The sequence below is a fragment of the Varunaivibrio sulfuroxidans genome (assembly GCF_029318635.1).
In the GTDB taxonomy this organism is placed as follows: domain Bacteria; phylum Pseudomonadota; class Alphaproteobacteria; order Rhodospirillales; family Magnetovibrionaceae; genus Varunaivibrio; species Varunaivibrio sulfuroxidans.
On sequence record NZ_CP119676.1, the window covers coordinates 733,538 to 759,002 of the forward strand.

Annotated in this window: 21 protein-coding genes and 3 tRNA genes; 6 read left to right on the forward strand and 18 right to left on the reverse strand. The window is 58.2% G+C overall.

Annotated elements, in window-relative coordinates; translation table 11 throughout:
* Positions 1 to 4 precede the first annotated feature (4 nt).
* The 9 genes from nuoH to P3M64_RS03385 form a co-directional block, all read right to left on the reverse strand.
* Complete coding sequence (gene nuoH / locus P3M64_RS03345) at positions 5 to 1,021, reverse strand: NADH-quinone oxidoreductase subunit NuoH (protein WP_132938096.1); 1,017 nt, start codon at positions 1,019 to 1,021, stop codon at positions 5 to 7.
* On the reverse strand, positions 1,014 to 3,080 hold the full coding sequence (nuoG, locus tag P3M64_RS03350) for an NADH-quinone oxidoreductase subunit NuoG (protein ID WP_132938095.1): 2,067 nt from the start codon (positions 3,078 to 3,080) through the stop codon (positions 1,014 to 1,016). Before nuoG ends, nuoH begins: the two co-directional genes overlap by 8 nt.
* Positions 3,081 to 3,101: 21 nt before the next feature.
* Positions 3,102 to 4,391 carry an NADH-quinone oxidoreductase subunit NuoF gene (gene nuoF / locus P3M64_RS03355; RefSeq protein WP_132938094.1) on the reverse strand — a complete coding sequence of 430 codons (1,290 nt, stop codon included), beginning with the start codon at positions 4,389 to 4,391 and terminating at the stop codon, positions 3,102 to 3,104.
* Entirely contained in the window at positions 4,392 to 4,982 is a 591-nt protein-coding gene (gene nuoE / locus P3M64_RS03360) for an NADH-quinone oxidoreductase subunit NuoE (RefSeq protein WP_243644704.1), read from the reverse strand. It lies immediately after the preceding gene.
* An 8-nt stretch (positions 4,983 to 4,990) separates the two neighbouring features.
* Positions 4,991 to 6,169: an NADH-quinone oxidoreductase subunit D gene (locus P3M64_RS03365; RefSeq protein ID WP_132938092.1), complete on the reverse strand. Its 1,179-nt coding sequence runs from the start codon at positions 6,167 to 6,169 to the stop codon at positions 4,991 to 4,993.
* Positions 6,170 to 6,173: 4 nt separating this feature from the next.
* Positions 6,174 to 6,791 carry an NADH-quinone oxidoreductase subunit C gene (locus P3M64_RS03370; protein WP_132938091.1) on the reverse strand — a complete coding sequence of 206 codons (618 nt, stop codon included), beginning with the start codon at positions 6,789 to 6,791 and terminating at the stop codon, positions 6,174 to 6,176.
* A 37-nt stretch (positions 6,792 to 6,828) separates the two neighbouring features.
* Entirely contained in the window at positions 6,829 to 7,368 is a 540-nt protein-coding gene (locus tag P3M64_RS03375; RefSeq protein WP_407702164.1) for a NuoB/complex I 20 kDa subunit family protein, read from the reverse strand.
* Positions 7,359 to 7,724 (reverse strand): NADH-quinone oxidoreductase subunit A, encoded by a 366-nt coding sequence (locus tag P3M64_RS03380; RefSeq protein ID WP_132938089.1) that lies wholly within the window; start codon positions 7,722 to 7,724, stop codon positions 7,359 to 7,361. Before P3M64_RS03380 ends, P3M64_RS03375 begins: the two co-directional genes overlap by 10 nt.
* A gap of 510 nt (positions 7,725 to 8,234) precedes the next feature.
* Positions 8,235 to 8,311, reverse strand: a tRNA-Asp gene (locus tag P3M64_RS03385).
* Between the two features lie 404 nt (positions 8,312 to 8,715).
* On the opposite strand from P3M64_RS03385, the gene P3M64_RS03390 reads away from it, so the two are divergent.
* From P3M64_RS03390 to P3M64_RS03405, 4 genes are all read left to right on the forward strand, one after another.
* A complete protein-coding gene (locus P3M64_RS03390; RefSeq protein WP_243644703.1) occupies positions 8,716 to 9,744 on the forward strand; it encodes an ABC transporter substrate-binding protein in 1,029 nt (342 codons plus the stop codon).
* Positions 9,745 to 9,836: 92 nt separating this feature from the next.
* Positions 9,837 to 10,700 carry an ABC transporter permease gene (locus P3M64_RS03395; protein ID WP_132938088.1) on the forward strand — a complete coding sequence of 288 codons (864 nt, stop codon included), beginning with the start codon at positions 9,837 to 9,839 and terminating at the stop codon, positions 10,698 to 10,700.
* Positions 10,700 to 11,947, forward strand: a complete 1,248-nt coding sequence (locus P3M64_RS03400; RefSeq protein WP_132938087.1) for a quaternary amine ABC transporter ATP-binding protein — start codon at positions 10,700 to 10,702, stop codon at positions 11,945 to 11,947. Before P3M64_RS03395 ends, P3M64_RS03400 begins: the two co-directional genes overlap by 1 nt.
* A 214-nt stretch (positions 11,948 to 12,161) precedes the next feature.
* Complete coding sequence (locus P3M64_RS03405) at positions 12,162 to 12,428, forward strand: hypothetical protein (protein ID WP_132938086.1); 267 nt, start codon at positions 12,162 to 12,164, stop codon at positions 12,426 to 12,428.
* Between the two features lie 186 nt (positions 12,429 to 12,614).
* Here the strand turns inward: P3M64_RS03405 and P3M64_RS03410 are convergent.
* The 9 genes from P3M64_RS03410 to P3M64_RS03450 all read right to left on the reverse strand — a co-directional run bounded on the left by P3M64_RS03410 (position 12,615) and on the right by P3M64_RS03450 (position 23,425).
* Positions 12,615 to 12,690, reverse strand: a tRNA-Val gene (locus P3M64_RS03410).
* 301 nt (positions 12,691 to 12,991) lie between these two features.
* Positions 12,992 to 13,264 carry an HU family DNA-binding protein gene (locus P3M64_RS03415; protein ID WP_132938085.1) on the reverse strand — a complete coding sequence of 91 codons (273 nt, stop codon included), beginning with the start codon at positions 13,262 to 13,264 and terminating at the stop codon, positions 12,992 to 12,994.
* A gap of 268 nt (positions 13,265 to 13,532) precedes the next feature.
* Positions 13,533 to 15,947 carry an endopeptidase La gene (lon, locus tag P3M64_RS03420; RefSeq protein WP_132938084.1) on the reverse strand — a complete coding sequence of 805 codons (2,415 nt, stop codon included), beginning with the start codon at positions 15,945 to 15,947 and terminating at the stop codon, positions 13,533 to 13,535.
* Positions 15,948 to 16,272: 325 nt separating this feature from the next.
* Positions 16,273 to 17,538 carry an ATP-dependent Clp protease ATP-binding subunit ClpX gene (gene clpX, locus P3M64_RS03425; RefSeq protein ID WP_132938083.1) on the reverse strand — a complete coding sequence of 422 codons (1,266 nt, stop codon included), beginning with the start codon at positions 17,536 to 17,538 and terminating at the stop codon, positions 16,273 to 16,275.
* A 224-nt stretch (positions 17,539 to 17,762) separates the two neighbouring features.
* The gene (clpP, locus tag P3M64_RS03430) at positions 17,763 to 18,416 is read right to left on the reverse strand and encodes an ATP-dependent Clp endopeptidase proteolytic subunit ClpP (RefSeq protein ID WP_132938082.1); all 654 of its coding nucleotides are present in this window, start codon (positions 18,414 to 18,416) and stop codon (positions 17,763 to 17,765) included.
* A 190-nt stretch (positions 18,417 to 18,606) separates the two neighbouring features.
* Positions 18,607 to 20,022 (reverse strand): trigger factor, encoded by a 1,416-nt coding sequence (gene tig, locus P3M64_RS03435; protein ID WP_322111245.1) that lies wholly within the window; start codon positions 20,020 to 20,022, stop codon positions 18,607 to 18,609.
* Between the two features lie 186 nt (positions 20,023 to 20,208).
* Positions 20,209 to 20,295: transfer RNA gene (locus P3M64_RS03440), tRNA-Leu, on the reverse strand.
* Between the two features lie 85 nt (positions 20,296 to 20,380).
* Positions 20,381 to 21,829, reverse strand: coding sequence for a malonyl-CoA decarboxylase (locus tag P3M64_RS03445; RefSeq protein WP_243644702.1), 1,449 nt, complete (start codon positions 21,827 to 21,829; stop codon positions 20,381 to 20,383).
* Between the two features lie 33 nt (positions 21,830 to 21,862).
* Complete coding sequence (locus P3M64_RS03450) at positions 21,863 to 23,425, reverse strand: NAD(P)H-hydrate dehydratase (protein ID WP_132938080.1); 1,563 nt, start codon at positions 23,423 to 23,425, stop codon at positions 21,863 to 21,865.
* A gap of 263 nt (positions 23,426 to 23,688) precedes the next feature.
* On the opposite strand from P3M64_RS03450, the gene P3M64_RS03455 reads away from it, so the two are divergent.
* Complete coding sequence (locus tag P3M64_RS03455) at positions 23,689 to 24,939, forward strand: D-amino acid dehydrogenase (RefSeq protein ID WP_132938079.1); 1,251 nt, start codon at positions 23,689 to 23,691, stop codon at positions 24,937 to 24,939.
* Between the two features lie 56 nt (positions 24,940 to 24,995).
* Complete coding sequence (locus tag P3M64_RS03460) at positions 24,996 to 25,463, forward strand: CopD family protein (RefSeq protein ID WP_132938078.1); 468 nt, start codon at positions 24,996 to 24,998, stop codon at positions 25,461 to 25,463.
* Positions 25,464 to 25,465: the final 2 nt, after the last annotated feature.

Consider the following 25,465-nt stretch of genomic DNA (forward strand, 5'->3'; position numbering starts at 1 on the left):
CTCATCAACCACTGATCGGGGTCAGGCCGAAGGTCACCAGGACCCCCGCCACGACGACAACGGCAAGCAGGGACACCGGCAGGAAGACCTTCCAACCCAGGCGCATCAACTGATCGTAGCGATAGCGCGGGAAGGTGGCGCGAACCCACAGGAAAAAGAACAAAACGAAGGCGGTCTTGAGGGCGAACCACACCGGACCGGGAAGCCAGTTGAACGGCGCGATATCAAGCGGCGCAAGCCAGCCGCCGAGGAACAGGATCGTGGTCATCCCGGCCATCAAGATCATGTTGGCGTATTCGCCGAGGAAGAACATGGCGAAGCTGATCCCCGAATATTCGACGTTGAACCCAGCGACCAGTTCGGACTCCGCCTCGGCGAGGTCGAACGGATGACGGTTGGTTTCGGCCAACGTCGAGACGAAGAAGATCACGGCCATGGGAAACAGCGGGACGACGAACCAGACCGTCTTTTGCGCCATCACGATGTCGGTCAGGTTCAACGAACCGGCGCACAACAACACGGTGATGATGACCAACCCCATCGATACTTCGTAGGAGACCATCTGCGCCGCGCTGCGCATCGAGCCCATGAAGGCGTAGCGGGAATTGGACGACCAACCGGCCATCAAGATGCCGTACACGCCGAGCGAGGAAATGGCGAACAAGAACAAGATGCCGACATTGATATTGGCCAACACCATCCCGGCGTCGAAGGGGATCACCGACCAGGCGACCAACGCCAGGGCGAAGGTCAGGACCGGGGCGATGAGAAACACCCCCCGATCGGCCCCGGTGGGGATGACCATTTCCTTGAGGAACAGCTTGGCCCCGTCGGCGAGCGGCTGCAACAAGCCAAACGGGCCGACCACGTTCGGCCCCTTGCGCAGGTTCATCGCACCGATCACCTTGCGTTCGGCGTAGGTCAGATAGGCGACCGCCACCAGGACCGGAAGAACGATCGCCACGATCTTGATCAAAATCCACAAAATCGGCCACAGATATGCGTTCCACAGCTCAACCATGGGTGCCGGTCCTTTCTTCGTCTTCGTTTAAGAAAGTGTCGATGCACTTGGCCATCGTAATCGACGCCCGTGAAATCGGGTCGGTGCGGTAGAAATTCTCGACGCAGGAAACCAGCGGATGATCCGAGAAAACCTCCCCCTCGCCCGACAAGGGAAGCCACTTTGCCGGTGTGATCGCGTCTAACGTCGCGAAGACGGGATTGACCTCGGTCATCCGGCGGCGCACCTGATCCAGATTGTCGTAAGGCAGGGGTTTTCCCAAAACCGCGGACAGGGCGCGCACGATGGCCCAATCCTCACGCGCCTCTCCGGGCGGGAACACGGCGCGAAGGGTGCGCTGCACGCGCCCTTCGGTGTTGACGTAGGTGGCGTTTTTCTCGGTATAGGCGGCGGCGGGCAAAATGACGTCGGCGCGATGGGCCCCGACATCGCCGTGATGGCCCTGATAAACGACGAAGACATCGCCAAGATCGCTCATGTCTATTTCATCGGCGCCCAGTAGATAAAGCACCTCGATCGCGCCGCTCTTCGCCGCCTCGGCGATGGCGGGGGCCGCAAGCCCCCCTTTGGCGGGCACGAAACCGATATCCAGGCCGCCGACCCGGGCCGCGGCGCCGTGCAACACGTTAAACCCGTTCCAGCCGTCCTTGACGACGCCCAGTTTTTCCACCAAGGCGCTCAACAGAGCCAAGATCGCCGCACCATCGGCTCGGGCCAGCGCCCCCTGCCCGACGATCACCATCGGCCGCGCGGCGCCCTTGAGAACGTCGGCGAAGGGATGCCCGCCGCCCGCGATGTCCCGCAAGACACCCAGGCCGTCGCCCAAATGTTCGTGACGGTAGGTAAGGTCCGCCTGGGGCCCGACGGCGGCGATTTTGACGCCGCCCTTAAGGTATCTTTTACGCAGGCGCGCGTTGATGATCGGCGCTTCGAGGCGCGGGTTCGACCCGACGATGAGCACGGCGTCGGCCTCGTCGATCCCGGCGATGGTGGAATTGAACAGGTAACCGCCCCGATTGGCCGCGTCCAGAGGGGCGCCGTCCTGACGGCAATCGATGTGCGGGGAACCCAGGTTGACCATCAGGTCCTTGAGGGCGCACATCGCCTCGACATCGGCCTGATCGCCCGCGATCGCCGCGATTTTATCGCCGCCGAGCGCCGCGACGCGGATTTGGATCGCGGCGAACGCTTCGTCCCAGGTGGCGGGGGCCAGCTTGCCGTCCTTGCGCACATAGGGCGTGTCCAGGCGCTGACGCTTCAACCCGTCATAGGAAAAACGCGCCTTGTCGGAAATCCATTCCTCGTTGACGTCTTCGTGCAGGCGCGGCAGGACGCGCATCACCTCGTTACCCCGGGCGTCGATGCGGATGTTGCTGCCCACGGCGTCGGTCACGTCGATGCTTTCGGTTTTTTTCAGTTCCCACGGACGCGCGGTAAAGGCGTAAGGGGCGCTGGTCAACGCGCCCACCGGACACAGATCGATCATGTTGCCCGACAGTTCCGACGACAACGCCCGGCCGACATAGGTGCCGACCTCCATATGTTCGCCGCGTCCGGTCGCCCCCAGTTCGGGAACCCCGGCGATCTCGGTGGCGAAACGGATGCACCGGGTGCAATGGATGCACCGGGTCATGGTGCCGTTGATCAGGGGACCGAAATTTTTGTTCTCGACCGCGCGCTTTTCTTCGTTGTAGCGCCCATGATCCGCGCCGTAGGCCATCGCCTGGTCTTGTAGGTCGCACTCCCCGCCCTGATCGCAGATCGGGCAGTCGAGGGGATGGTTGATGAGCAAAAACTCCATCACCGATTGGCGCATTTTCTTGACCGCGTCGGTATTGGTGCGGATCACCATGCCCTCGCCGACAGGCTGGGCGCACGAGGCGACGGGCTTGGGCGCCCGCTCCATCTCGACCAGGCACATCCGGCAGTTTCCGGCGATCGTCAGACGTTCGTGATAACAAAACCGGGGGACTTCGGCGCCGGCCTGTTCGCAGGCCTGAAGTACCGTCATCCCGGCTTCGACCTCGATCTCCTTGCCGTCAATCGTGAGCTTCGGCATTCGGGGCGTTCTCCTTAAAACTTACGCGGCCTGGCCTGTTTTCTTAACCTGGCTTGCGACAATTTTCTTTTCGATCTCGGGGCGAAAATGACGGATCAGACCTTGGATCGGCCAGGCCGCCGCATCGCCCAACGCGCAAATGGTGTGACCTTCCACTTGACGGGTGACTTCCTCAAGCAGATCTATTTCCTCGATCGAGGCATTGCCCTCGGCCATCCGCGCCATCATCCGCGCCATCCACCCGGTACCTTCGCGGCACGGCGTGCATTGACCGCAGCTTTCATGTTTATAAAACGCCGACAGACGGGAAATCGCGCGCACGATATCGGTGGATTTGTCCATCACCATCACCGCCGCGGTCCCCAGGCCCGAGCGCACCTCGCGCAGGCTGTCGAAATCCATCAAAACGGTGTCGCAAATTTCCTTGGTCAACACAGGCACGCTGGAGCCGCCCGGAATCACGGCCAATAAATTGTCCCAACCGCCGCGCACACCGCCGCAATGTTTTTCCAGGAGCGTCTTCAGAGGAATGCCCATCTCCTCTTCGACGGTGCACGGATTGTTGACGTGACCGGAGATACAAAACAGCTTGGTGCCGGTATTCTTTTCCCGACCGAGACCGGCGAACCAGGCGCCGCCACGGCGCAGAATTTCCGGCACGACGGCGATCGATTCGACGTTGTTAACCGTCGTCGGGCAACCGTAAAGGCCGCAGTTCGCGGGAAACGGCGGTTTTAGGCGAGGTTGCCCTTTTTTACCTTCGAGGCTTTCGATCAGCGCCGACTCCTCGCCGCAGATGTACGCGCCCGCACCGAGGTGGACGTACATGTCGAAATCCCACCCCGACTTGCAGGCGTTCTTGCCGATTAGACCGGCGTCATAGGCCTCGTCGATGGCGCGTTGTAGGGCTTCGGCCTCGCGGTGAAATTCGCCGCGGACATAGACATAGCAAGCCTTGGCGCCGATCGCGAAGGATGCGATCAGCGCACCTTCGACCAGCTTGTGCGGTTCGGCGCGCAAAATTTCACGATCCTTACAGGTGCCCGGCTCGCCCTCGTCGGCGTTGACCACCAGATAATGGGGCCGTCCGTCGCTTTCCTTGGGCATGAACGACCATTTCATGCCGGTCGAAAAACCGGCGCCGCCACGCCCGCGCAGGCCCGAGGACTTGACTTCGTCGATGATCCAGTCGCGGCCCTTGGCGATGATCTTCGCCGTGCCGTCCCAATCGCCGCGCGATTGCGCCCCCTTCACGGAGGTGTCGTGCAGACCGTAGATATTGGTGAAGATGCGATCCTTATCCGACAACATTCAAGCATCCTCCCCTTTTAGCGTGGTTAGGCCGGTCGCGGGCTCGCAGCCTTTGCGCCCGCTTTGCGATCCCGTCTTGGGACGTTCGCCCCGGGCCAGGGCGTCGAGCAGGTCCTCGACCGCCTGGGGCGTCAGATCCTCGTAATAATCGTCGCCGATCTGCAGCATCGGGGCGTTGACGCAAGCGCCCAGACATTCCGCCTCGGCCAGGGAAAATTCGCCGTCGGCGGTGGTTTCACCAACATCGATGCCGAGCTTGTTCTTACAGGTCGAGACCACCTCGTCGGAGCCGCGCAACCAACACGGCAGGTTGGTGCACACCTCGATATGATGGCGACCGACCGGCTTCAGGTTGTACATGGTGTAAAACGTCGCCACCTCGTAGACCCGGATCGGCGGCATCGACAGCATCTCGGCGACGACGTCCATCGCCGCGCGGGGCAGCCAATTGTCGTGTTGGCGCTGCGCCAGGGCCAGCAAGGGCATCACCGCGCTTTGCTGGCGTCCCTCGGGATACTTGGCGATAAAGGCCTGCGCCTTTTCCAAACTTTCCGGGGTAAAGGCGAAAGTTTCGGGCTGTTCAAAAGTCATATCACTACTCATCGGTCAATTTCACCGAAAACGACGTCGAGCGAGCCGATCACCGCCACCGCGTCGGCCAGCATATGGCCCTTGGTCAGCATGTTCATGGCTTGCAAATGGGCGTATCCCGGCGCGCGAATCTTGCACCGATAAGGTTTGTTGGTGCCGTCGGAAACCAGAAAGACGCCGAACTCGCCCTTCGGCGCCTCGACGACGCTATAGGTCTCGCCGGCGGGCACGTGATAGCCCTCGGTATACAGTTTAAAGTGGTGGATCAGCGCCTCCATAGAGGTCTTCATATCGGCCCGGGGCGGCGGCGAAACCTTGCCGTCCTCGCACATCACGGGGCCGTCCGGCATATTTTCCAGGCACTGGCGCATGATCTTGACGCTTTCGCGCATTTCATACATGCGCAGCAAATAACGATCGTAGCAGTCGCCGTTCTTGCCCACCGGAATGTCGAACTCCATCTCGTCATAGCTGTCGTAGGGCTGCGATTTACGCAGATCCCACGCGACGCCCGAGGCCCTGAGGTTGGGGCCGGAAAAGCCCCAATCGAAGGCCTGTTCGGCGCTGACGACGCCGATATCCACGGTGCGCTGCTTGAAAATTCGGTTTTCGGTCAGCAGGGTTTCCAAGTCGTCGATCATCTGCGGATAGGCTTCGGTCCACGCCAGGATATCCTCGATCAAACCTTCGGGCACGTCTTGGGAAACGCCGCCAGGACGGAAGTAATTCATATGCATGCGCGCGCCGCAAACGCGCTCGCAAAATTCCATCAACCGTTCGCGGTCTTCAAAGGCCCACAGCATCGGCGTCATCGCGCCAACGTCGATGGCGTAGGACGTGACGTTCAGGATGTGGCTCAGGATGCGGCCGATTTCGGCATACAGGATGCGAATGTATTGGCCGCGTTTGGGGACCTCGATCCCCAGCAGTTTTTCCGTCGCCAGGGCGAAGGCGTGCTCTTGGTTTTGCGGCGAGACATAGTCCAGGCGATCGAAATACGGCACCGCCTGGGTGTAGGTCTTGTGCTCGATCAGCTTTTCGGTGCCCCGATGCAGCAGGCCGATATGGGGGTCGGCGCGGTCGATCACCTCGCCGTCCATTTCCAGGACCATGCGCAAGACGCCGTGGGCGGCGGGATGCTGAGGGCCGAAATTCAGGGTCAGATTCTTGATATGATTGACGGACATGACGTTATGCGTCCCCCTCGCCTGCGGCGGCTTTTTCATCCCCCGGAAGAACGCGCTCGGGCCCTTCCCAGGGGCTGAGGTAATCGAAACTTCTAAATTCCTGGGTCAAGGCGACCGGCTCGTAGACGACGCGCTTTTTCTCGTCGTCGTAGCGCATCTCGACATAGCCCGTAAGCGGAAAATCCTTACGCAACGGATGACCCTGGAAACCATAATCGGTAAGTAGCCGGCGCAAATCGGGATGACCGGAAAACAACACCCCATAAAGGTCCCAGACTTCCCGCTCGAACCAGCCGGCGGTGCTGAACACGCCGGTCACGCTGGGCACCGGGGTTTCGCCGTCGGTCTGAACCTTGACCCGGACCCGCGTGTTATGCGTCAAACTCAATAGGTTGTAGACGACATCGAAACGTTTTTCCCGCTGCGGATAATCGACGCCGCAAATGTCCATCACTTGCTTGAACCGACAGTTCACGTCGTCGCGCAGAAAGGTCAAAACCCTCACGATATCGTCGGTGCGCGCATGAACGACAAGCTCACCCTGGGTCACGGCGGTCGCCAGGACCGCATCCCCTAGGGCTTCACCGATCATGTCTCCAAGTTCCTTGAGTGCCGCTGTCATGGTCTGTCCCGTATCCTTGCTCGTTACCCCGCCACCTTTAACGGAGAATAGTTCCGGTCCGGCGGATCTTTTTCTGCAACTGCAACACGCCGTAAATCAGCGCCTCGGCGGTCGGCGGGCAACCGGGAACGTAGATGTCCACCGGAACGACGCGATCACAACCGCGCACGACGGAATAGGAATAATGATAGTATCCTCCGCCATTGGCGCACGATCCCATCGAGATCACGTACCGCGGTTCGGCCATTTGGTCGTAAACCTTGCGAAAGGCCGGCGCCATTTTGTTGGTGAGCGTCCCCGCGACGATGATCACATCGGACTGGCGTGGACTGGGGCGCGGCACGACGCCGAAACGGTCGAGATCGTAGCGGCTCATATAGGCGTGGATCATTTCCACTGCGCAACACGCCAAGCCGAAAGTCATCGGCCACAGCGAACCGGTGCGCGCCCAATTGACCACTTTGTCGAGGTTGGCGACGACGAAGCCGCGCTCTTTCAACGTATCGGTGACCTGACCAAGCACGACATCCTGCTGCGCGCCCGGCGGCAACGGCGCCAAGGGTTGCTCTATTCCCATTCCAACGCCCCTTTCTTCCATTCGTATACAAAACCGATCGTCAAGATCGCGAGAAAGATCATCATCGACCAAAACCCAAACAACCCGATTTTCCCCAGACTGACCGCCCAGGGGAATAGGAAGGCTATTTCCAAATCGAAAATAATAAAAAGGATCGAGACGAGGTAAAACCGGACATCGAAGGGACGGCGCGCGTCCTCGAACGCCTCGAAACCGCATTCATACGCGGAATTCTTTTCCGGATCGGGTTTTTGATGCCCGATCAGCCAAGAGGCCGCCAGCATGAAAAACGCGATCGCGAAGGCGACCCCTAAAAAAACCAAGATGGGAAAATATTGGCCGACGACAGCGTTCATATCCGCGAATCCCTCTGCCTAAGAAGATGATCTAATGCCGATCCCCCGGCACACCGCAAAAAAACGGCCACATCAAAACCGACGCGCCGTACGAACGTCATGGCGCGCATTAGGGAAAGTTCCGTCATGTCAACCGACCCCTTCGGTCGTTATCGCCACACACCAACACGCACGAAAACCGACACTTCGGCCTTGCTCTAGTCAGCCCTAAAAACCAGACTGCGGCGAACCACATTCTTTATAAGGTTTTTAAAAACCTATTCCTATGCCAAATTTTAAAGACATCCTAAAAGACAACCCAGGATACTTTTCCATTCAGCAGCGTGAACCGTTTTGGATTGTGAAAATCAAACACCGAGCTCCCTCCGGCAGAGGTGCAGCGAACTCTTCCCCGAACAACGCCGAGGCCAAGATCAATCGTACACATGCAAAAGCCGCGTGCAGATAGCTAAGATCTAGAAATGTAAAAGAACAATTCCACGATTACAAATAGTTATGGAATTGCTAATATGGCGGGAGTGACGGGACTCGAACCCGCGACCTCTGGCGTGACAGGCCAGCGCTCTAACCAACTGAGCTACACCCCCTTAGAGAAGAGGACACCTTCCATGGAGGAAAGCGTCGTGTCGTTAGGGACGGCGGTTTAGTAAAACACCCCCCCATGAGTGTCAAGCACGCAAGTCGAGGTTTTCACTTTTTTCTTGGGATAACCCTAGGGCGACGGAAGGGAACCGATAGCTCCAACAGAACAAAGAACACAAACTAAAAATTATAAACATAAACATGTAAACATAAAGAATAATGAGACACCTTAATAAAAATTATTTAAGAGAATATGAATACTATTTTTATTTACATACTATAACTATACACAGCCATAGTAGGAATTGCTGGTGTTCTATATTTGTCATGAAATTTGACATTTCATAAACAATCAACGAATATGCGCACCTCATTCACCAAAGATACTTACAAGCCATAAGGATTTATTATGATCAGGAAAGCAGTGGTTGGCGCCTGCGTCGTTGCGTTTGGCGGCGTGTTGTCCATGAACCTCACCATGAGCACGGCGCGCGCGGCGTCCACCGCCGCGCCCCAGTGCGAAATCAACCGTCCTATTGTATTTTCGGATCTCAATTGGGACTCCAACCGATTCCATACCGCCCTCGCCCGCTTCATCGTCGAAAAAGGTTATGGGTGTAAAACCGACGCAACCCCCGGCGACACCATGCCACTGATCATGGCGCTGATTCGTGGCGACAACGACGTCATGATGGAGCTGTGGGAAGAAAACGTTAAGGATGTCTGGCAAAAAGCCGAGAAGCAGGGCAAGGTCGAGAAGGTCGGCGTTAACTTTCCCGACGCGGTTCAAGGATGGTTCATCCCCAAATACCTCGCCGAAGGCAAGGCCAAGGGCCTGAAAAGCGTCGCCGACCTCCCCAAATATAAAGATCTTTTCCAGGACCCCGAGGAGCCCAGCAAGGGGCGTTTCACCAACTGCCCCGCCGGTTGGGGGTGCGAGGACGTCAACTCGAAAAAGCTCAAGGCCTACGGCCTGCTGAAGGATTACACCAATTTCCGTGTCGGCACGGGCGCCGCGCTGGATGCGGCGATCGCCGGCGCCTACAAACGTAAAAAACCGATCTTGTTCTATTATTGGGGACCGACCTGGATCATGGGCAAATACGACATGGTGCAGTTGCAGGAACCGAAATACGATCCCAAGGTCTGGGACAACTTGCTGAAAAACGACAACGCGAAACAAGCCTGCGCCTACCCGGTCGTCGCCGTCGAGGTGGCGGTCAGCAAGCCGTTCGCGGACAAGGCGCCGAAGATCATCAATTTCCTATCCCACTATCACACCAATAATGCGATGGTTTCTCGGGCTTTGACGTACATGCAGGAAAACAACGTCTCGGCGAAGGACGCCGCCCTACACTTCCTGAAAACGCAACAAAAAGTGTGGACGAAATGGGTCCCCGCCGATGTCGCGAAACGGGTGGAAAGCGCCCTTAACTAAAATTTTCTTCGGACCAAATCCCCGACCCCATCCAAGACGGGGTCGGGGATTTGCTTCCAATAACTTCCAGCAACAGCAATGAGAAAAATATAGTGTTTCCGGAAAACTTCACGTTTTCGATTCGAAATCCAATCAACACGGCGATCGATTGGTTGATTACCAATTTTGGCGATACCTTCGATGCCGTCGTCCACAACGTCCTCGCCGTCTTTGTTCCCATCGAGCAGGCTTTACGACACACCCCGTGGTGGATCATCGTCCTGCTGGTTTTGGGTCTTTCGTACCACGCCAGCCGTAACTGGCGCCTGAGCGCAATGCTCGGCGCGTTGATGATGTTGATCGGCGTCTTGGGGCTGTGGGACATGGCGATGCAGAGCCTCGCCCTGATGTTGGTTTCGACCGTCATTTCGGTTACAATCGGCATTCCCATCGGAATCGCCATGGCGGCGCATGACCGCCTGCGCGCGGCTGTTTTGCCCATTTTAGACATGATGCAGACCATGCCCAGTTTCGTCTACCTGATCCCGGCGCTGATGCTGTTTGGCCTGGGCATCGTGCCCGCCATTCTGGCGACGTTCATTTACGCCGTCCCGCCGGTGATTCGCCTAACCGACTTGGGAATTCGCCTCGTCGATCATGAAACGGTCGAGGCCGCCCGCGCCTTCGGCGCCAATCGGCGTCAAATTTTATTCGGCGTACAACTGCCCCTTGCGATTCCCAACATCATGGCCGGCGTTAATCAAACCACCATGATGGCCCTGTCGATGGTCGTCATCGCCTCGATGATCGGCGTGCGCGGGTTAGGTCAGGAAGTCCTTTTGGGTATTCAACGCCTGGATGTCGGACGCGGCGCATCGGCGGGCATCGCCATTGTCGCGCTGGCCGTCGTGCTCGACCGCATCACCCAAGCTTATGGAAAGCGCGCTCAGGCATACAAACAAAAGGGACATGGATAATGCCCGAAGCAAAAAATAAAATCGAAGTCCGTAACGTCTTTAAGGTCTTTGGTAAAACGCCAAAGGCCATTTTGCCGATGGTCGAAAACGGCGCGGGCAAGGACGAAGTGCTGGAAAAAACCGGTCATACCATCGGCCTCAACAACGTCACCCTGTCGATCAAGGAAGGGGAGACCTTCGTCATCATGGGTCTGTCCGGCTCGGGAAAATCGACCCTAATCCGTCATTTCAACCGCCTGATCGACCCCACGTCGGGGGAAATCATCGTTGACGGACAGGACGTCATCAAGATGGACATGAAAGCGTTGGTCGATTTCCGCCGCCACAAGATGAGCATGGTCTTCCAGCGCTTCGGACTGTTCCCGCACAGAACGGTATTGAAAAACGTCGCCTACGGCCTTGAGGTGCAAAAAATCCCCCGCGCCCAGCGTAACGAACGGGCCCGCGAATGGATCGAAACGGTCGGCCTTTCGGGGTACGAAAACGCCTACCCAAGTCAGCTCTCGGGCGGCATGCAGCAGCGCGTCGGGCTCGCCCGCGCCTTGTGCACGGATCCCGACATCTTGCTCATGGACGAGGCGTTTTCGGCATTGGATCCCTTGATTCGCAGCGACATGCAGGACCAGTTGGTCGAACTACAGAAAAAGTTGCACAAAACCATCGTGTTCATCACCCACGACCTGCACGAAGCCCTGCGCATCGGTGACCGTATCGCCATCTTGAAGGACGGCGAGATTCGTCAGATCGGCGAGCCGGAGGAAATTTTGATGCATCCGGCCGACGATTACGTCAATGCGTTCGTCCGCGATGTCGATCGTTCGCGGGTCCTCTCCGCGCGCTCGTTGATGAAAAAACCGCCGGTCGTCGTCAGCGAGGACGCCTCGTTGAGCGAGGTCATTGAAAAAATCGCCGCCTCCAGCGCCAGCTATGCCTACGTTCAGTGTTCGCAAAACATCCTTCAAGGCGCGGTCACCGGCGAGACGGTACGCGCGGCGTCCCGGCAAGGCGAAGACGATCTGAAATCGCTGGTCCAGCCGATCCCCTCGGCAACGCCCGACACCATGCTCGCCGATCTGCTGTCCGACACCCTGCAATCGGACGTCCCGATCGCCATCATCGGCGACGATGGCCGTATTCGCGGCATATTGCCCCGCAAGACCATCCTCGCCGCCCTGTCCGAGAACGCCGCGCCCCCACCCGCACCGGACCAGACGCCACCCAATAAACCGTTTACAAACGCGGCGTAACCGCGGGCTTTCACGTTTGTTTACCCATTTTGGCTTTTCGAGTACGCCGCCCCACCGAAAGATGGGACGGCGTACTCACAATGGGAGAACCCGCTCGCTCTTCAACCCTTCCGCCGGCAAGCCCCCCCCCGCAAATCAGCAAACCGCCGGTTCAACCCCGTGCTTCTTTGCCTCGTTTCCTACGGCATTAACAAAGGACATAAAGAAGATGTTCATGCCGACGTACGCCGCCAGGCTGGAAACAAGACCAAGCTGGAAACAAAACAAAGGGCATCCGACAGGCTCATATCGTTACCGGTTATTTTTTGTAAAGACCGGAGATCATCAGAACGTCGATCGCCGTGCCGGGAATATCAATCCCGCCGTCGATCAACGCCGCGATGAGGTCAAGAATCGCATCGATGCCCTCCGCAAGGTGGAAAACGCCCCCGGATCATTGAAACGACGCGCGTCGAATTGCTCAAACAGTCGGGAGGGGTAGTCAAAAGGGTCCTGACTTACAAGCGCTAACCTTACCCGACCGGGACGGGTCTCCCGCCTATCGAACGACCTTGGGCAGCGTCAGCGACGAACTGGCGGACATCCCCCACGGCCTGATAGGGGACGCCCTTTACGACGAAACCGGATGAAACCCCGAGACTCGGTGGCAAATATTGGTGGGTGGGAATGGTGGGCGGTGACGGGCTCGAACCGCCGACATTCTCGGTGTAAACGAGATGCTCTTCCAACTGAGCTAACCGCCCTTAAAATGCAATGCGTCCCATATCCGGGCGCCCGGCATGTCGGGATATGTCCGCCGGGTGAAAATCGCCCGATACCTTACGATATCTTACGATATCTTTTAGCGGACGTTCCCTCCCACTGGCGTCCGCCCCAATTTCGGCCCTCAAGAGCGATAGGACGCCTCTAAGCCTCACAACCTCGCCGTGGGGCGCAGAGTATCTTTGACGGGCCGTAAACTCAAGCTCTATGGAGGGTCGAAACAAAAAAAACCGGCCGCCCCAAAAGACAGCCGGTTTTAAAGCATGCGTCGAAATGCGTCGTTTAGTTAACGGCGTCTTTCAGACCCTTGCCGGCCTTGAATTTCGGCTGATTGGACGCCGGAATGCTGATGGGCTCGCCGGTCCGGGGATTGCGTCCCTGAGACGCCGCGCGCTTGGCGACGCTGAAGGTGCCAAAACCAACCAGACGCACTTCCTTTTTATCTTTCAAGGAGGACGTGATCGACGAGAAAACAGCGTCGACGGCTTTGGCGGCATCAGCCTTGGAAAGGCCGGTGCTTTCGGCGACGGCAGCAACGAGATCATTCTTATTCAATGTAAGGCCCCCTTTATCGTCTATGTGAAATTAGACATTTTTGGAAAGGACCACGGGGGTTGTTCCGTGGCGATGTGTGATGGCGCACTTTAGATCGCCGGAAACACCGCCGTCAATCGTTGAACTGCACTTTTCCCCAGGTTTTTTGCGGGTTACAGCGCATTTTAGGAAAATACAATTATTCAAAACGAGAAGAACCCCGGTGAAACAAATAGTTCACCGGGATTCACTTTACTCTTTCATAGATGATTTATTTTTACCCCAAGATTCAGTGGGTGAGCACTTCCTTACCGTCTTCGGCCTCGGCGGCCTTGGCCGCTGCGGCGACGGCGTCCGAGTCCTCGTTCCATTCGACCGGCGTAATCGGGTTGGCCAGGGCCACCTTGAGGACGTCGTCCACGGTGTTGACCGGAATGATTTTCATCCCCTTTTTGACGTTATCCGGAATTTCCGCGAGATCCTTTTCATTGTCCTTTGGGATCAGGACGGTCTTGATTCCGCCGCGCAGGGCGGCCAGGAGTTTCTCCTTCAGGCCGCCGATCGGGAAAACCCTGCCGCGCAACGTGATCTCGCCGGTCATGGCGACATCGCGGCGCACCGGATTGCCACTGAGCACGGAAACGATCGACGTCACCATGCCGACGCCGGCCGACGGACCGTCCTTCGGAGTCGCCCCTTCGGGGACATGGACGTGAATGTCCTTCTTGGTGAAGACGTTGGGGTGGATGCCGAATGCCGGCGCCCGCGACTGCACGTAGGAGCGCGCCGCCTGGATCGATTCCTGCATGACGTCGCCGAGTTTCCCGGTGATCGTCATCTTACCCTTGCCGGGCACCATGATCGCCTCGATCGCCAGCAATTCGCCGCCGACCTCGGTCCAGGCCAAGCCGGTCGTGATGCCGACCAGATCGGTCTCTTCGATCTCGCCGAAGCGATAACGGCGCACGCCCGCGTATTTTTCCAAATTACGGGTGGTGACGGCGATCTTCTGAAGGTTTTCATCCATCAGAATTTCCTTGATCGCCTTACGCGTCAGGTTCGCCAGTTCGCGTTCCAAGTTACGCACCCCGGCCTCGCGGGTGTAATAGCGGACCAAGTCGCGAAGGGCGGTGTCGGAAATCGACCATTCCTCGGCCTTCAGGCCGTGGGCGCTCATCTGTTTTTCAATCAGATGACGCTTGGCGATCTCCACCTTTTCGTCCTCTGTATAGCCGGACAGGCGGATAATCTCCATCCGGTCGAGCAGCGGCCCCGGCATGTTCATGGTGTTGGCGGTGGTCACGAACATCACATCGGACAAGTCATAATCGACTTCCAGGTAGTGATCGTTGAAGGTGTTGTTCTGCTCCGGATCGAGCACTTCGAGAAGCGCCGAAGCGGGATCGCCGCGCCAGTCCTGGCCCATTTTATCGATCTCGTCGAGCAAGAACATCGGGTTGGAGACCTTGGCCTTCTTCATGCCCTGGACAACCTTGCCCGGCATCGAGCCGATATAGGTGCGCCGATGCCCGCGAATTTCCGACTCGTCGCGCACGCCGCCGAGACTCATGCGCACGAATTTGCGCCCGGTCGCCTTGGCGATCGACTTGCCCAGCGACGTTTTGCCGACGCCCGGAGGGCCGACAAGGCACAAAATCGGACCCTTGATTTTCTTGGTTCGGCCCTGTACGGCAAGATATTCGAGAATGCGTTCCTTGACCTTCTCCAGGCCGTAATGGTCGGCGTCGAGGACCGTTTCCGCCTTTTTCAGGTCATTGTTGACCTTGGTCCGTTTTTTCCAGGGAATGCCTAGCATCCAATCCAGGTAATTACGCACGACGGTGGCTTCGGCGGACATCGGGCTCATCGACTTAAGTTTTTTCAACTCACCCAGACACTTGTCGCGTGCTTCCTTGGACAGGCGCGTTTTCTTAATGCTCTCTTCAAGCTCGCCGGCCTCGTCGCGGCCATCTTCGGTTTCACCCAGTTCCTTCTGAATGGCCTTCAACTGCTCGTTCAGATAGTACTCACGTTGGGTCTTTTCCATCTGGCGCTTGACGCGGTTGCGAATTTTCTTTTCCACCTGCAAGACGCCGATCTCGGCTTCCATATAGCCGTAGACGCGCTCCAGGCGTTCGGCGGCGCCGTCGATCTCCAACAGTTCCTGCTTTTCCGAAATTTTCAACGCCAAATGCGAAGCTACGGTGTCCGCCAACTTCGAGGGGTCCTCGATCTGGTTGATCGAAACCAGCGCCTCGGGCGGAATTTTCTTATTCAGCTTTATGTATTGTTCAAACTGGCCGACGACCGAACGCGATAATGCTTCGAGTTCCGAGGGGTCGGCCTCGGGTTCGACGATCACCTCGGCTTCGACCTGAAAGAAATCGGGATTATCGGCAAAGCGTTTGATGCGCGCCCGCTGACCGCCTTCGACCAAGACCTTGACCGTTCCGTCGGGGAGTTTGAGCAACTGCAGGACCGTCGAAATCGTTCCCACCATGTAGATGTCATCCGATTCGGGGTCGTCCTGGGCGGCGTTTTTTTGCGCCACCAGCAGGATTTGTTTGTCGTCGCGCATGACGTCCTCAAGCGCGCGCACGGACTTCTCCCGCCCGACAAACAATGGAACGATCATATGGGGAAAAACGACGATGTCGCGTAACGGCAAAACGGGATGGAAATTACCTACGGCGGGTACGGTCATAGCGGCCTCGATCATTTGACGTATTGTGATGACATCCGCCCCCGAATATCGGCAGGCGGATCATGAGCCTGTTTCCCGATAGAGATGGCCCCCTCGCAAGACGCATTCAAGGGTCAATGGGATAGAAATGTAATGATAGAGCCTATTTTGTCCCCCAAACAGGATTTTCTTGTTTTTGTGCGTCATCTTCCCCGATTTTATCGGTAAAATTGCCGTGAAGACCCGTTAAAGGAGGGGGTGTCGGCCAAGAAAAAGCCCCGGAGACACGCTTATATCTCCGGGGCGGACATATTTCGCCCTCAACGACGAGGGAAACACGGCGCATTCAAGCGCTGGATTCAACCTCGCCGGTGCGTTCGGCATAGATGTAAAGAGGTTTGGCGCCATCATCGACGACCTCGCGATTGACGACCACCTCCTCGACACTATCCAAGCCCGGCAATTCGAACATCGTATCGAGCAAGATACCCTCCATGATCGAACGCAATCCACGTGCGCCGGTCTTGCGTTCAACGGCTTTTTTGGCGATGGCCTTTAAGGCCCCCTCGGTAAAGCTCAGTTGAACGTCTTCCATTTCGAACAGGCGCTGGTATTGCTTCACCAGGGCGTTTTTCGGTTCGGTCAATATCTGGATCAGGGCCGCTTCGTCGAGGTCTTCCAGGGTCGCCAGCACCGGCAACCGGCCGACGAATTCGGGAATCAGGCCGAATTTCAGCAAATCCTCGGGCTCGACGTCGCGGAGGACCTCGCCGGTACGCCGGGCGTCAGGCTCGCGCACATCGGCGCCGAAACCGATCGAGGTCCCCTTGCCGCGGTTGGAAATGATTTTGTCCAACCCGGAAAAAGCACCGCCGCAAACGAACAGGATATTGGTGGTGTCCACCTGGAGGAATTCTTGCTGAGGGTGCTTGCGCCCACCTTGCGGTGGTACGGAGGCGACGGTCCCCTCCATGATTTTCAACAACGCCTGTTGGACGCCTTCGCCCGAGACGTCACGGGTAATCGACGGGTTGTCGGATTTGCGCGAAACCTTGTCAACCTCGTCGATATAGACGATACCGCGCTGCGCCCGTTCGACATTGTAGTCGGCCGATTGCAGGAGTTTCAGAATAATATTCTCGACATCCTCGCCGACATACCCCGCCTCGGTCAGGGTCGTCGCGTCGGCCATCGTGAAGGGCACATCCAAAATACGCGCCAGCGTTTGCGCCAACAACGTCTTGCCGCAACCGGTCGGCCCGATCAACAGAATGTTGGACTTCGCCAATTCGACGTCATCGCTTTTGGAGCTGTGTCCGAGACGCTTGTAATGATTGTGCACGGCCACGGATAAAACTCGTTTGGCGTACGGTTGCCCGATTACATAATCATCGAGAACGGTCTTGATTTCCGCGGGGGTCGGCACACCGTCGCCGGACTTCACCAACGCGCTCTTGTGTTCCTCGCGGATAATATCCATGCACAACTCGACGCATTCATCGCAAATGAAAACCGTCGGGCCGGCAATTAGCTTGCGGACCTCGTGCTGACTTTTACCGCAAAAAGAACAATAAAGCGTATTTTTCGATTCGCCGCCGCTGGACTTGCTCATAAATGCTCCGTTCGAACGCCACACTCCCCAAGGGCTATATTAGCCGTTTGGCGAAGGGAGGCACAATCTCTAAAATCTATAAAGTCATTTTTCGTCATGTCCACCGCGGCTGCAAGCCGGAACAAAAACGAAAAATACCCAGGAAACCTTTCCCCGATTTACTTGATATAGGCATCATCACAATCGGGAATAAGGTTTGTTTTCACAAAACCGGACAAGGGGCTTTAATCGACCTTGTCGGCCTGCTCGTCTTCACCGTCCTCGCTCTTCGGGCGCTGGGAAACGACCTCGTCGATCAAGCCGAATTCACGCGCCTCCTCGGGCGACATAAAGCGATCGCGTTCGAGTGCGTCTTCGATGGTGCTCAAGGGTTGCCCCGTGTGATGCACATAGATTTCATTCAGGCGATGGCGCAATTTAAGGATTTCCTTGGCCTGAATTTCGATGTCGGAGGCCTGCCCCTGCGCGCCGCCGGAAGGCTGATGCACCATGACGCGGGAGTTGGGCAACGAATAGCGCTTGCCCGCCGCCCCCGCGGTCAACAACAACGACCCCATCGACGCCGCCTGACCGATGCACACCGTCGAAACGTCGGGTTTGATGTATTGCATGGTGTCGTAAATCGCCAATCCCGAAGTCACGACCCCGCCCGGCGAGTTGATGTAGAAGAAAATATCTTTCTTCGGATTTTCCGACTCCAGGAAAAGCAACTGGGCGCAAATCAAACTGGATACGCCGTCGTCAACCTGTCCGGTCAGAAAGATGATTCGCTCCTTCAAAAGGCGGGAAAAAATATCATATGCGCGCTCGCCGCGGTTGGTCGTTTCGACCACCATGGGCACGAGAGAACTCATATATGTTTCAACCGGATCGCTCATTGGTACGCACATCCTTTAAAGTCCAAAAGGTTGAGAAAAGGCCTCAACCAATGTGGGGGTGTCGCGGAGGAAAGTCCAGACCCACAACACAAACCCGACCGGCATTGCCCCAAGGCGCCGTGCGCGCGGCGAAAGCCGACCGGGTCGTTTGTGTCGTCGTCCGTCTCTCGATTTATGGCTCTACGCGTCTTTATTCGGCTTTCCCAGCGCTTTCGTCCTTCGCCTTGGCCGAGGTTTTCTTGGCGGCGGGCTTCTTGGCGGCGGCGGGTTTCTTGGCCGCCGCTTTTTTAGCGGGGGCCTTCTTGGCGGCGGCCTTCTTCGCCGAAGCCTTCGGGGAAACGTCCTCGTCCTCGGGGGCGAGCAGCGTTTCAACATCGACGACTTTGTCCGTCACCTTGGCCATCTCAAGGATAAAGTCGATTACCTTGTCCTCGAAAATCGGCGAACTGAGCTGCTGCATCGCATCGGGATTTTGGCGGAAATAATCGATAACGGCCTGTTCTTGCCCAGGATAACGCTTCGCTTCTTGGAACATCGCCTTGTTGAGGTCTTCCTGAGACACCTTGATCTCGTTGGTCCGCCCCACTTCGGCGAGAACCAGACCCAAACGCACGCGCCGTTCGGCGATTTCCTCGAACTCGGCCTTGCGCTCGTCGTCGGACTTTCCGTCGTCTTCCTCGTGGCCCGCTTTTTTGCTTTCCTCGAACTGCTTTTCAATGGACTCCAGTTCGCCATCGACTAGGCTCTGCGGCAATTCGAAATCGTAGGTCACGGCCAAGGCGTCCAACAAGGCGCGCTTCAACTTCTGGCGAGAGACATCCTTGAACCCGCGCTCGTGCTCTTCGTTGATCGCTTTTTTCAGGTCGTCCAGAGTATCCATGCCGGCCTTTTTGGCCAATTCGTCGTCGATCTGCGCGGGCGCGGTTTCGCGCAACTCCTTAACCTTGACGTCAAACACCGCATCCTTGCCGGCCAGATCCTCGGCGCCGTATTCCTTGGGAAAGGATACCTTCACTTCAATGTCGTCGCCGGCCTTGACGCCGATCAGTTGCTCCTCGAAGCCGGGGATGAAGCTGCCCGAACCCAATTCGAGGGAATAATCCTCGGCCTTGCCGCCGGGAAACTCGACGCCATCCACCTTGCCGACGAAGTCGATCACGACGACGTCGCCGGTTTTGCTTTTACGCGCGCCTTTAATCGGCTCGGCGGTTTTATAAGCCTCGGCCATGCGATCGAGCGATTTTTGAAGCTCGGCCTCGTCCGGTTTGGCGATCAAGCGTTCCAAGGAAATTTTCGAAAAATCCGTTAGCTCTATGGCGGGCAAAACCTCCAGGGCGATGGTGTATTCTAGGTCTCCGCCCTCATCGAATTTGGTGACTTCAATCTTGGGCTGCTGGGCCGGACGCAGGGCGTGATCGGTTAAAACCTGGGTCGATGTTTCATTTACCGCGCGTTCGAGCACCTCGCCCATGACATTGGCGCCATAGCGCTTACGAACCAGGGACATCGGCACCTTGCCGGGACGAAACCCAGGCAACTTGATTGTGGCCGACAGCTCTTTCAAGCGTTCCGTGACCTTGATCTCGACATCTGAGGCGGGAATCACTACGGCGAATTCCCTGCTTAACCCTTCGTTTTTCGTTTCAGTGACCTGCATTGGAATCCCAATCGGAGTGTTCAAAATGACGGACCGCCGCGCAAAACTTCATGATCGCAAAACTTCATGATCGAAGAGGACGGCAATCCAAATTCATAAATGGGCTGCTCCCAAATTGATTAAGGAAGCGCCCCATGGTGCGGGCGGAGGGACTTGAACCCCCACGGCGTCACCGCCACCAGGACCTAAACCTGGCGTGTCTACCAATTTCACCACGCCCGCGAATACCTGCTCGCCCAGGCGCGGCGCACTTTAAACGAATGTATTTTCCTGTCAACGCATAGCGACATCGCATATTTTTTTCAAATCAGGTTTTCAATAAAGCACGCACCGCGCCGGCGGCGGCGACACGGTCGTCGCGAGAATAAGCGTCGTGGTTGCTCTCGACATCGCTCAGGCGGTAGGCGTAGTTGATCATGATTCCGGCCGACTGCTCCAACCCTTTTTGCGAACGGTCGCCAAGCCAATTCAGGCGTTCCATCCGGGCGCCGTTGGACAGATGAAAATGCGCGACGGGGTCCAGGGCGCGGCCGTTTTTTCCTTTTTCCTCAATCAAATAGCGGGCGGCAAGACGAAGAAGCGGTGTTTTCAAGGCATCGCACGCGGCGGGCCTTTCCGCCCAATCCGCACGCGCCAGGATCCGGCCGAGAGGATGCATCCCGGCGTCACCGTCCGTGGACATGTCGTCCCCCCCTATTTTTTCGAGGGCGGTTTTTTCGTTCGCGCTAAGCAAGACCGCGCCCTCTTCCTCAATCACCAAATCGAGCCAGGCGCGAAACCCGGGGAGTGGCGACAGGGTTGCAAAATTTTTAAGCCCCTTCAATTCTCCGCTCAAAGTCTCGGCGACTCGCTTGATCAGGAAATTTCCGAAACTGATCCCAGCCAGTCCTTTCTGCGCGTTGGATATGGAGTAAAATATCGCCGTATCCGCCTTTTCCGGGTCCATCACGGGGGCATTTTCGTCGAGCAGATCCTGGATATTTCCGGCAAGCCCGTTCATCAGGGCGACCTCGACGAAAATCAACGGCTCCGCGGGCATCCGGGGATGGAAATAGGCGAAACAACGCCGATCGGAATCGAGCCTGTTTTTCAGGTCGTCCCAACTCTCGATGGCGTGCACCGCCTCATAAACCATCAGTTTTTCAAGTACGGCGGCGGGCGAACCATCCCAGGTGATGCGCCGCAGTTCGAGAAAATCGATATCGAACCAACTGATCAACAAATCGCGCAGATCGTGTTCCAACGCCCGCAAGGACGGATCGTGGCGCGCGAGGACGATTAACTCGGCCCTCATATCGACTAAAAACTTAACCCCCTCCGGTAACGCATTGAAAAGGGTGAGAAGTCTCACCCTGGGCGCCTTCAAAGTCCGACGCAATTGGTATTCGGCCTGCCAACGGTCCTCGGCGTTCCGGGCGGCGCGGAAAGCCTCGACGGCCACCAGCAAGGCGTCTGAATCGATATCGAACTCATCGGCCAGCACCCTTAAAAAACGTTCCCGCCCCTTACCGTCAAGGGCGAGATAAGCCCGGCCAAGCGCCGCGGCGCGGGCGCGGGCCTTGACCTCCGTCCCTCGGGATTCGAGGCAAGCCTGCATTTGTTGACGCAACCGGACGGCGTCGTCCTCGGGAAGATCGGGGCGCGACAGCGCACGCTCGGCGTCATACTCCGAACTGGCTATGGACTTCCATAACCCGCGCATATTTTTCAACGCGCTATCAAAAAAACCGAATTTATTTTCACCAAGCATGATCATCTATCGCAACCTTCAATTTTGTGTCGGAGAGGGCTACTGGCGCCCCTCGCGAAACCGAGTGTTCATCAATGCATCGACATCCGCAAGCGCCTGGGGCAACAAATCTCCGATATCTTCGGCGATGAGCCCCCATCCCCCATGCTGGGCGGCGCGGCCATGGAGCCACACCGCCGCCCGCGCCGCGGCGTAGGGCGGCATTCCTTGTGCGAGCAATCCAATAAGAACGCCCGCCAGGACGTCTCCGGAGCCGGCCGTCGCCAGTGTCGGCGGGGCATTGGCGTTAATCGCGGCGCGCCCGTCGGGGGCGGCGATGACGGTGTCGGCGCCTTTCAAGACGACGACGGCGCCGCTTCTGCGGGCCGCGGCGCGGGCGCGCGTCAACTTCGATACGTCTTCAAGGTCCGCAAACAAACGGGCGAACTCCCCGGCGTGCGGCGTCAACACCACCGGCCCATCGAACGTGGGGAATAAATCGCCGGGAGATTCGGCGTGGACGGTGAGGGCGTCGGCATCAAGCACGACCGGTTTCGCCGTCGCCAGCGCGGCACGCGTCAAGGCGCGGGTTCGTTCCGCCGCGTCCCCCTCTCGTCCCGCGCCCGGACCAACCAGAACGGCGCCGACACGGCGATCCGTCATCGCTTTTTCAAAGGCGGCGACGCCGTCCACGGGTATTACGATATTGCCCGGATCGCCGGCGGCGTAGACGCCGAGCGCGGCGGGAGGCGCGGCGATCGTCACCAGCCCGGCGCCCGCCCGGCGCGCGGCGCGGGCGGCCAGGCGGGCGGCCCCGGTCATCTCCGCCCCGCCCGCGATCACGCCATGGCCACGTAGGTATTTATGCCCGTCGAGCGCGGGGATGGGAAACGACGACAACCAGGTATCCGGAGTATTCAATGTCGTCATCGGCCGAATTTCGCCCAGCGCCGCATCCGCGATGCCGATATCCCTGACGCATAGCTCGCCGCGTAACGCGCGTCCGGGAAACAGATAATGACCGGGTTTCCCCCTGAAAAACGTCACGGTTAAAACGGCGCGCGCCGCCGCGCCTAAAATTTCACCACTGTCGCCGTGAACGCCACTGGGCATATCGACGGCGACGCAATCCAGGCCGCGCGCGCCGATGGCCTCGATAACCGCGCACGCCACCCCCGCCAGGGGGCGGTCGAGACCGGCGCCGAACAGGGCATCGACCACCAGGACGGGGGCGTCGCCAAAATCCAACGAATCGGGACTCAGCGCCGCCGTTTCGCCGCGCCACTCGTGAAAATGATGGGCGGCGTCGCCGGAAAGAGCGTCCGGATTCGCCAACGAGGCGACGCGCACCGGCCACCCCGCTTCGGCGAGAGCGCGGGCGACGACGAAGCCGTCGCCGCCGTTGTTGCCCGGCCCGCACAGCACCACCACCGAACGGCGGGACCATTTTTTCAAAATTTCATCGGCCACCGTTCGTCCCGCCGCCGCCATCAAATCGCGTCCCGCGACGTCCCCCGCGATCGTCAACCGGTCGGCCATCGCCATTTCGGCGACCGTCAACAGCTCTTCCCGCCCAAAACCCGACGTAATATCCTCAAGATTTTCGGTCTGTCGCCACGCCATGGTGTTTTCCCGTCTATTGATTTCACGCCCGGCTATTGATTTCACGCCCGGCTATTGATTTCACGATGGTACTCCATGGCGGCGGCGGCTTGAAAGCCCATCGTCGCGGAGAACGGTTTCACGCACAATTCCCGCTAAACTCACGTCTCCCGCTAAACTCACGTCGCTCCATCGCCCTGGATCACGAGAGCCTCCGGGCGTATAAACGAGTCTCCTCAAGTTCGCGGGGCCTTCCCTTTGCCTGTACGGAGTGTTTTTGCGCGATGAAAGTCATTGTCCTCGGTGCCGGGGTCGTGGGAACGAGCACGGCCTATTTTCTCGCCAAGGCGGGAATGGACGTCCATGTCATCGACCGCCAGGAAGGCGTCGCTCGGGAAACCAGTTTCGCCAACGGCGGTCAAATCGCCGCCAACCACGCCGAACCGTGGGCCGCGCCCAGCGTTTTGCCCAAGGCCTTGAAGTGGCTGGGCCGCACCGACGCACCCCTGCTCTATCACCTGCGCCTGGATCCCTCGCTTTGGGCATGGACATTGAAATTCCTCGCCAACTGCACCCCGGGGCGCGAACGGCGAAACACCGTGCGCACGCTGCGCATCGCCCTATACAGCCGCACCATTTTACAGCGCCTGCGCCGGGAAACCGCGATCGAGTATGACCATCTGGCGCGGGGCATCTTGAATATTTTCCACACCCCGAAAAGTTTCTCCGCCGGCGCGCGCGCCGCCGACGTGATGAGCGAACTGGGTTGCGAACGACGGACCCTGGATCGCGGCGCCTGCCTCGATCTCGAACCGGCGTTGCGTTTTTCCGACGCCCCCTTCGTCGGCGGAACCTGGAGCCCCCACGACGAAAGCGGAGATTGCTTTTTGTTCACCCAGCGTATCGGCGAGATGGCGCAAAAGGAGGGCGCCCGTTTTCACTTCGGAACCACCGTTACGCGTCTCTTGGCGAAAGGCAATCGGGTCGGCGGCGTCGAGACCGCGACCGGGGTCGAAACGGCGGACGCCTATGTCCTGTCGCTGGGCAGCTACAGCCGAAAGATCGCCCAAGACATGGGCCTGAACCTGCCGATTTATCCCGCCAAGGGATATTCCGTATCGATCCCCATCGAAAACGATGAAGGCGCACCGATGGTGTCGATCACCGATGACGCGCACAAGTTGGTCCTAAGTCGCCTGGGCGGCATTTTCCGGATTGCCGGAACCGCCGAATTCGCGGGCTATGACACCACCATCGACCCTGTCCGAGCACGCCAGACCCTGGACGCCGGACTACACCTGTTCCCCCGCGCCGGATCGCGCGATCGGGGCGAGTATTGGACCGGATTGCGCCCGGTGACGCCCGACAGCGTGCCGCTTCTGGGGCGCAGCCCGATCGAAAACTTGTACCTCAATACCGGACACGGGACCCTGGGTTGGACCATGGCGGCGGGATCGGGGCGCGTAATCGCCGATTTGATCGGTGGGCGCCGCCCCGAAATCGACCTAACGGGGTTGGGGATCGACCGCTTCTGAACCCCCGGCGCAAGAAAAAAACTTGCTTTTCGAATTGGTTTCGACACCATAGCGCCATGGATTACATCTTTCCCCTCGCCAACACGCTTCACGCCCTGGCCGCCGTTATCTGGGTCGGCGGCATGTTTTTCGCCCATCAGGTCCTACGCCCCGCTTTGGGCGCCAACGAGCCCCCCGTCCGCCTGGGCATTTGGGGGCGGGTATTCGCACGCTTTTTCGTTTGGGTATGGCTTGCCGTGATTATTCTTCCCATCACCGGGTACGCCATGGTCTATGGCGATTTCGGCAGTTTCGAAAACGCCGGCATGCATGTCACCGTGATGCACGCCATCGGCTGGGTCATGATCGCCCTGTATCTGTACTTGTACGTCGTTCCTTACGGTCAGTACCGACAAGCCGTAAAGGCCGAGGATTGGCCTCGCGCGGGCAAAATTCTGCCCATTATTCGCCGCATCGTCGGTACGAATCTGGTCTTGGGCCTGATTACGATCGTCGTCGCGGTGTCGGGTCGTTTTTGGGGCTAAGC